Here is a 7210-nt window from a genome sequence, read left to right as displayed (position 1 = left end):
GTCAGACCCGTACAGTTAAGAAAGGCAAACTCACCAATCTTCGTTACCCCCTCCGGGATAGTCACGTTGGTCAGACCTGTGCAATCCTCGAAAGCAGACTCTCCGATCTCCGTCACCCTCTTCGGGATGACTACATCCCTACTGGAGCCCTTGTACTTCCCCAAAACGCCCTTTTTAATGACAAAATCCTTGTTCTCGCTCATGTTCTTGTCCTTCCTTGTTGTTCACAAATGTGACATTTCCCCTGCGATTCCCGCTCCCGCGGGGGCGGGAATCCACAGTTGAAACGGATATTTTATTTACTCCAGGGTAAACACGTCCATGGGATCAAAGTCCGGGAACTTCTGATTTTTGTACTCCAGCAGGGCGGCGGTGCAGTTGGTGCAGTGGTTCTCAATGGCCAGGTTCAAAAGCTCGGTGATCTGGGCCAGGGTGAAGCCGTCCAGAATGTCCACCACCGTGGCGTCGTCCTTTCGTACCCGGCCATAGGCCGTCCACTTATCCAGCAGGCCGATGATGTGGTTGGCGGCACGGCTGGGCTTGCACACCGAAAAGTCCTGCAGTATCAATTCACCGTTCAAGTCCAGAAAGTGCCGCTCCACAGCGCTTCCAGAGTCGAAATTTAACTGGCAGTCCACCATCCAAATGTCTAATTGGCTGGCGTCATAGGCAAAATTCAGTTGAATTCCATGCCGTTCCTTCCCCTTAAAGCGGTAGGCGGGGAGTTTGACACCCTGATAGCGGTCCTCCCGCACCTGAGCAAAGTCCACCACCGGCTCCCAAATCTGCTCGAAGGGCTGTTTCAATCCATGAGAGGTGAAATACTTCTGCCAAGCCACGACCTCTTCCGGTGCCATCTCCATGGGGTGGGCCAGAATCACTGGGTGGTTGGTGACGGAATACGGACGTCCGCCCGCGTCCACGGTTTCCTGCCCTTTTATGGTAAAGGTAACCCCATCTTGGCTCCACACCAAAAGGGCAGCAATCTGCCGAAGCAGCGGATTGCCTAAATACGAGGTGCGCCAAGCCTCACCGCTCCGTTCCTTCGCCTCTAAAAAGTCTTGGAAGAGCAGGTCGCGCCGGGCCTTAGCCACCTTTTTGATGTTCTTTTTCATCTCGGCCAAGTCCGCCTTGGCCGCCTCATACTTTTCCGGGTCTGCATTTTTCTTGGGGAGTGTTTTGACCAATTTCTCTGTACTGCCATCGTAAAGGCCAACAGTCAAATCATCGGACAGGCGGGCAGTGACATTGTTGCCCCCCAAGTCATAAACCTTTTCTCCCGACTCGTTTAGGCCAAAGTTGGAGAGCTGCGTATCTCGGAGGGTTTGGGCATCGCTGCCCCTCATTTCCGCGTAGTTGTCTAAACAGCCGCATTCATCGGCATACAGCATAGCCTCACGGGTGTCGCTGAGCAGTACCGCTCCTCGAGCCACCACAATGGCACTGCGTCCGGCCGAGCCATACTGGGACCATCTGGCCCATCCTTTCATCTTTCTGAGAAGTTCCCGAATCTGTTCACCGTCAGCATAGCGGGCATAGGGAATCAGCCTCTGGGGCTTGTCTGTCCCATGCCCTAAGTCCGCCACCTCCCGAAGGGCCTGGCGCAGGGAACTTTGATCCAGCAGGGCAGCCACCTGATCCACAGAGGTGTCGATCTTTAGAGGAACATACTCAAACATATAGTTCGAGCTCATTGGCGGGCGCTTTTTCATCTGTCCCATATAGGCGGCCAGCAAATACTCCAGGACCTCCGGCGCGGCTTTCTCATCGGTATCCGCATAAACTACGTCCGGCAAGTTTTTCAGCTGAATCCCCGTGACACCCGCTCGACTCAGGATAGTTTTAACACTTATCCCCTTTGCATTGCGGGCCGCCAGTTCCTCGGCCGGGTGGGAGGGATGTTTTACGCCCTTCGCCGGCTTGACGGACGCAGTTTGCATCTGAATCTCGGCAGCATGTTCCATCAGATAGGCGATACAGCGGGCGGCCCCCTTTTCTTGGCAGCTTTTGAGCGCCTTGGCGTACTGTTTCTTCTCAAGCAGACCCAGTTCGTTTAGCACGCTCAGCCTCTCTGCGTCGTCCGCATTCACTACCAGCGTGATGCACCTGGCCGCATTGTCCCCCACCAGCGTTTCGAATTCTTCCAGATGCTCCTGTGTCAGTTCTAAAGGCGCATACAACCGTCCCAGTGCCCCCATCAACTGAACCTGGAGCTTTTCACGGGGAAGCTGCTCATCATAGGCCAGACACCCTGCGGCATCCGGAACATTGCAAGCCAGGCTTCGGCTGTCCCGATAGATGAATGCTTGGGTCTCCAGACGGCTGTAGAACAGTCCGAGCACCCCCTCCGGACCGGTCAGACAGAGGTCCAGCATTGTTTGATGGCGCTCATATGGAATGGTGCTGTAGCGGTCATAGTCGTCCCGTACCGCATCGCTGTCCAGCGGGATGGCCCGATACAGCTCTACCGGGAGTTCCAGCCGCGTCTGATTCAAGTAAAAATAGTTCAGTGGGCAAAAGTAAGTGACGCTGGTAGGGAGCCTCACAAAGCGAATACCGCTACAGCCTTCAAAATTCATCTCTATGCTGTGGCATCCTTGGGGAAGCAAAAGCTCTGTGATGCTGTCATGATTCCAAATTGCCTTGGGTGCTATGCTTGTCACCCCCTCCGGGATCACTACCTCCCCGCCGGGGCCGTTGTACTTCTCCAAAACACCGTTTTTTATGACAAAATCCTTGCTGTCGCTCATGTTCTTGTCCTCCTTATTTTGTTCTGTATGGAATCCTGTTTTCTACTCATCCAAATCCAGCTTCTCCAGCTCTGTAATAATATCCTGCTGGCGCTCGTAGAACAGCAGCTCTTTGTTGTGGGCAAAGTACTCCGGGCAGCCGTAACGGGCGATGAACTTGGAGGCGTGGGGGCTGATGGTCAGCTCGGTGACCAGAATCAGCATCTCCTGGCCGTCGGCGAAGACTTCCTCGCAGAACTGGAACACGTTGGAGAGGGCCTTCCGGCCCGCCTGGGCGGCCTTCTGGATGTCCTTGACCCGGCTATCAAAATTTTGCTTGGCAATCTGAAAGGCCGCCGCGCCGTCGGTCTCCGGCTCCACCGCCCGCTCCAAGTCCTCCAAGATCTGGATGAGCTGGAGCTTCTGCCGTTTCTGCTCCTGGGACAGGCTGGCCGCCTTCTGGCCACTTTGCAAAAGCCGCCGCTGCTCCTCTGTCTGCTGGTGCATCAGCTCCGCCGGGGAGTCGGATTTTTTGGCGGACAGGGCGGCGCGGTAGCGTTTCAGCGCCGCCATCAGGTCAAAGGTGAGCTCCTCCAGGTCCATGACCTCCCGCAGCTGTCCCGTGACCGCGTCCAAAATCAGGCCCAGCAGAGCCAGGCGCTCGTCGAACTTGGCGGACTTTGCCCGCTCCTTGACCTCCCGGCTGGCTTTGCCCGCCAGGATGCTGTCCACCTGGTAGTCGCTGCGGTACTTGTTGAAGAGGTCATAGTAGATGGCGAAGTCCTTGGCTATTTTCGGATTCTGCAGGTACTGCCCCACCAGCTTCTCGTCCACCTTCAGCTCGTGTTTCTCATACACCTGGATCATCCGGGACAGGTCGTCCCAGCCCCGGGCGGTGACAAAGCGCTTGCCGTCCACGGTGGACTCGATGCGATAGAAGTCCCCCTTCTTGATCTCCAGATAGGTGAGCACCGCCGGATGTGCCCCCTTCTGGTAGGCGTACTCCTTCCAGGCGTCGAAGTCGGGCTCCACGTCGATGCGCTTGAGCCGGTCCCAGGTGACCACGTCGAACTCCCGCACGGAGTTGTTGTACTCCGGCGGGTTGCCCGCCGTCACCACGATCCAGCCCTCCGGCACCCGGTGGCGACCGAAGATTTTGTACTGCAAAAATTGCAGCATCACCGGGGCCAGGGTCTCGGACACGCAGTTGATCTCGTCCAGGAAGAGGATGCCCTCCTGCACCCCGGTGTCCTCCATCAGGTCGTACACGGCGGCGATGATCTCGCTCATGGTGTACTCGGACACGTCGCACGCCATGCCGCCGTAGGTCTTATGGACGATGAAGGGCAGGCCCAGGGCGCTCTGCCGGGTGTGATGGGTCATGGAGTAGGACACCAGCCCCACCCCCAGCTCCGAGGCGATCTGCTCCATGATGGCCGTCTTGCCGATGCCCGGCGGGCCCATGAGAAACACCGGCCGCTGCTTCTCCATGGGGATCTCATAGCCGTACTCATCCTTGGCAAAATACGCCGTCATGGCGTTTTTAATCTGTTCTTTGGCTTCTTTGATGTTCATACTAAATGGGTTCCTTTCTGCCGGTCAAGCGCTCCGATCCAGTCTACTCACAGCGTAAGCGGTTTCAACGGGTCTTGTATGGTCATTTCTTTGTTTCGATACTCCAGTAAAATTGCTTTGTGCTCTGTATTCTGATGCTCATCCGCCAGCCGGCACAGGTCGTCCCACACCGCAATACTCTTGAGAAAACCATGCTTCAAGAACAGGGTGAACGTGCCGCCGCTCCCTCGGACCACTGCCTCCCTCAGGAGCTGGTTTTTGTCAATGGTCGAACAAGCCCCCTCCTCTAACAGCCGCTGGATCAGCGCCTCTGAATCCACAAAGCGGGTCATCAGGGCGGTAGAAACAGCCAGCGGCTTTTCCTGTTCTGATAGAACATCCAGCGTGGCATTCAGTACACGACACCGTTGTTCTGTATCCATTCGGCCCAGCTGATCGAGCCACTGATTACGACGGTGGTTTGGCTGCGGCGAACATAAAAACGCCAATTCCTGCTTTCCAAACACCGCTTTGTTTTCCCTCAGAATCGTCTCTGCGCGCTCTTTTCCCTCTATGATTGCGTGGTAGAGCAAAGCTCCCTGATCGCATTTGAGCCGTTTCAGAGTACAGATACACCGCAGATTTTCCATCCGAACATTTTCCGGCGCAGGCTCCCGCTCCCATGCGCCATCCACAAGCCCCACAGTATTTCGCAAATCGCCGAACTTTTCCGGATCTCGAACGCTGTCCGCAAAGGCCATGAGCTCAAATCGGGCAAACACCCCCCAGTTATACTTCACATTTCCGCAGATGGAATATTTACTCTGCAGTTTGGAGTCGCTCTCATCATACCGGAAGGTTGCCTTGGCTTTTGCCAGGCGCTTAATCATATCCGGGGTACCAAACCGGCAGGCCAAACCCAAAGCACGGGCCGTGAATTCAAACGTCCCGCAGCCAACCAGCACTTCTTCCAGCCGCTCCATGTCCCCGGACAGCACGGTCTCCTCCAGCAGTGTTACCTTCCGCTGGCCGCTTAACTTCTGATATGCTTTTTGTCCTGCCATCGGTCATACTCCTCTTTTTGTCAATCTATCCGCGGATGCTCCGGACCGCTCTGGTCCTCTATTCCGGTCTGCCACCCGATTATGGCTTCTGGTGCGGGAACGCAGCGTCTTAGCTAACTCATTTCCCTGTTCCGCCAGTCTCCGCACCTCGTTGTGGGCCAACTGCTGTTTCAGCAGAGCATGGATCAGCCGGTTCCTGTCCTCTTTCCACACTAAAATTTGGTCCAGCAGCTCGTCAGAAAAGTATTTATGCAGAATTGATTTTCGATTTTCCGCCCGTTTTTGGATGTACTTGACCTTGGAATCCAGATTAGGCTCCCGCCCTTTCCGGCTTTTCATATAGATGTCCCACAGCTCCCCGTGGCGGAGAATAGACTCCGTGCGATCCTCCAAAATCGCATACGAAATGAAGATGGCTTCCAAGTTGAAACCGTTGGCGAGGGCCCGGTTCAGCCGCTTGAACTGCTCCTTATAGTTCTCATATTTCTGCATGTTGTTGGCCGGGACAGCCGACCGGCCTCTCTTGTCTGGTTCTTTCATCTCTGGTGTTCCTCTTTTGTGGGAATTGGCCGGTTACAGGGCCTGGAAGGGGATGTTGTGCTCCTTGGCGTACTGCTCGGCGTAGCTGCCTGCGGGGGCGTGGATGGTAACAGGCAGCATGTCGCCCCAAAAATATTGATAGAAGGCCGAGTAGCTGATTTGGGTCGTACTGGCTGGAAGGGTTACGCTGACCAGACCATCGCAGCCCCGGAAGGCCCCCTCGCCGATTTTAGCCAGGCCATTCGGCAGAACCACAGTTTTTAACATGGAACAGCCTTGGAAAAACCAGCTTGGGATTTCTTGTGTCCCCTCTGGCACAATGCAGCGGTCCTGGGGGTCGCCGACGTACCCCAGCATCTTGTCTCCGCCTCTGGATTTCCGGAGCAGCAGACCGTCTCGCACAGCGTACCAGCGGTTCCCCTCTGCCACAACCACCGCCCGCAGGGCCAGGCATCCTCGGAAGGGATTGTCCGACTTTTTGCGTTTTGCTTTATACTGGTCGGGTAAATAGGTGCTGCCCTCTATCTTCCGCAGCGAACCTGGAAGCTCCACCCGTTCCAAACTCTCGCAGTCCTCAAAGGCGCTCGTCCCGATGGTCAGAATGCCCTCCGGGATGCGGATGGAGCGAATTTTCCGCCGGGTTTCGCGCTGGGCCGCAGGCAGGGGCTTCCCGTTAGGACTGAAGGCGTAGTCCCCGATGGCAACCACCGGAACTCCATCGATGGCGGCGGGGACCTCCACGTCGGTCTCCCCCCCTTATAGCCCAGAAGGGTCAGATTTCCTTTCTCATCCTTCTCATACCGCCAAAGTTTGGGCTGCTTCGGCTGGGGCTCCCCGCCGCTCTCCAGCAGATTCAGCTCCCGTTCCATCTGCCGGGTCTGCCGCTGGAGCCTCCGTTTCTCGGTTTCCAAGCGTTTCTCCATGGGAAAAATCTTGTTCTGATAGTTCAAAAGCTGGGCGGCGGCCTCCGGCCAGCCCTCCTGCGCAGCCTGGACAGCCAACTGCTCCGCCGCCTTGGGCGTGAGCATCTTCCCCTCCAGCATCATGCGCAGCAGCTCCGGCTCCTCCAGTGCCAGGGGAGAGAGGTTTTTGCAGTGTGTCTTGATGTAGCTCAGGTAGTCCGCCCGGCGCTCCGGGGAAAACATCTCCTGTTGCCGGAGAAATCCCCGGATGGCATTTTCCCGGTAGGCGGGCTTCAAATCTGCGATGGGGAGATTTGGTGCCAACAGCCGGAACTTCTTCTCCAGGCGGATTGTCAAGTGAAGTGCAACGGTTTGTGAAAAAAGAGTTCAAGAGGAGATTTCCAGCCTAGGCATTTGCGCG

Annotated in this window: 7 protein-coding genes; all 7 read right to left on the bottom strand. The window is 56.2% G+C overall.

All coding sequences use genetic code 11. The features are described 5' to 3' along the window. The coding region (locus H6B31_RS15985; protein ID WP_204899411.1) for a leucine-rich repeat protein at positions 1-203 on the bottom strand (203 nt) is incomplete at its 3' end. Positions 204-299: 96 nt separating this feature from the next. Continuing rightward, positions 300-2750 carry a DUF4132 domain-containing protein gene (locus H6B31_RS15980; protein ID WP_204899410.1) on the bottom strand — a complete coding sequence of 817 codons (2451 nt, stop codon included), beginning with the start codon at positions 2748-2750 and terminating at the stop codon, positions 300-302. Positions 2751-2792: 42 nt separating this feature from the next. Next, positions 2793-4304 carry an ATP-binding protein gene (locus H6B31_RS15975; RefSeq protein ID WP_204899409.1) on the bottom strand — a complete coding sequence of 504 codons (1512 nt, stop codon included), beginning with the start codon at positions 4302-4304 and terminating at the stop codon, positions 2793-2795. Between the two features lie 47 nt (positions 4305-4351). Then, on the bottom strand, positions 4352-5347 hold the full coding sequence (locus H6B31_RS15970; RefSeq protein ID WP_204899408.1) for a hypothetical protein: 996 nt from the start codon (positions 5345-5347) through the stop codon (positions 4352-4354). A 3-nt stretch (positions 5348-5350) separates the two neighbouring features. Then, positions 5351-5887: a hypothetical protein gene (locus tag H6B31_RS15965; RefSeq protein WP_204899407.1), complete on the bottom strand. Its 537-nt coding sequence runs from the start codon at positions 5885-5887 to the stop codon at positions 5351-5353. Between the two features lie 33 nt (positions 5888-5920). Continuing rightward, positions 5921-6595, bottom strand: a complete 675-nt coding sequence (locus tag H6B31_RS15960; protein WP_346014110.1) for a leucine-rich repeat domain-containing protein — start codon at positions 6593-6595, stop codon at positions 5921-5923. Then, entirely contained in the window at positions 6484-7113 is a 630-nt protein-coding gene (locus H6B31_RS17390) for a hypothetical protein (protein ID WP_243419112.1), read from the bottom strand. The genes H6B31_RS15960 and H6B31_RS17390 overlap by 112 nt, the downstream gene beginning before the upstream one ends. Positions 7114-7210: the final 97 nt, after the last annotated feature.

This window comes from Pseudoflavonifractor capillosus, assembly GCF_016899775.1.
Taxonomy (GTDB): Bacteria; Bacillota; Clostridia; order Oscillospirales; family Oscillospiraceae; genus Lawsonibacter.
Note: the sequence above shows the minus strand (reverse complement) of the source record. Positions and strands in the feature narration are given on the sequence as shown.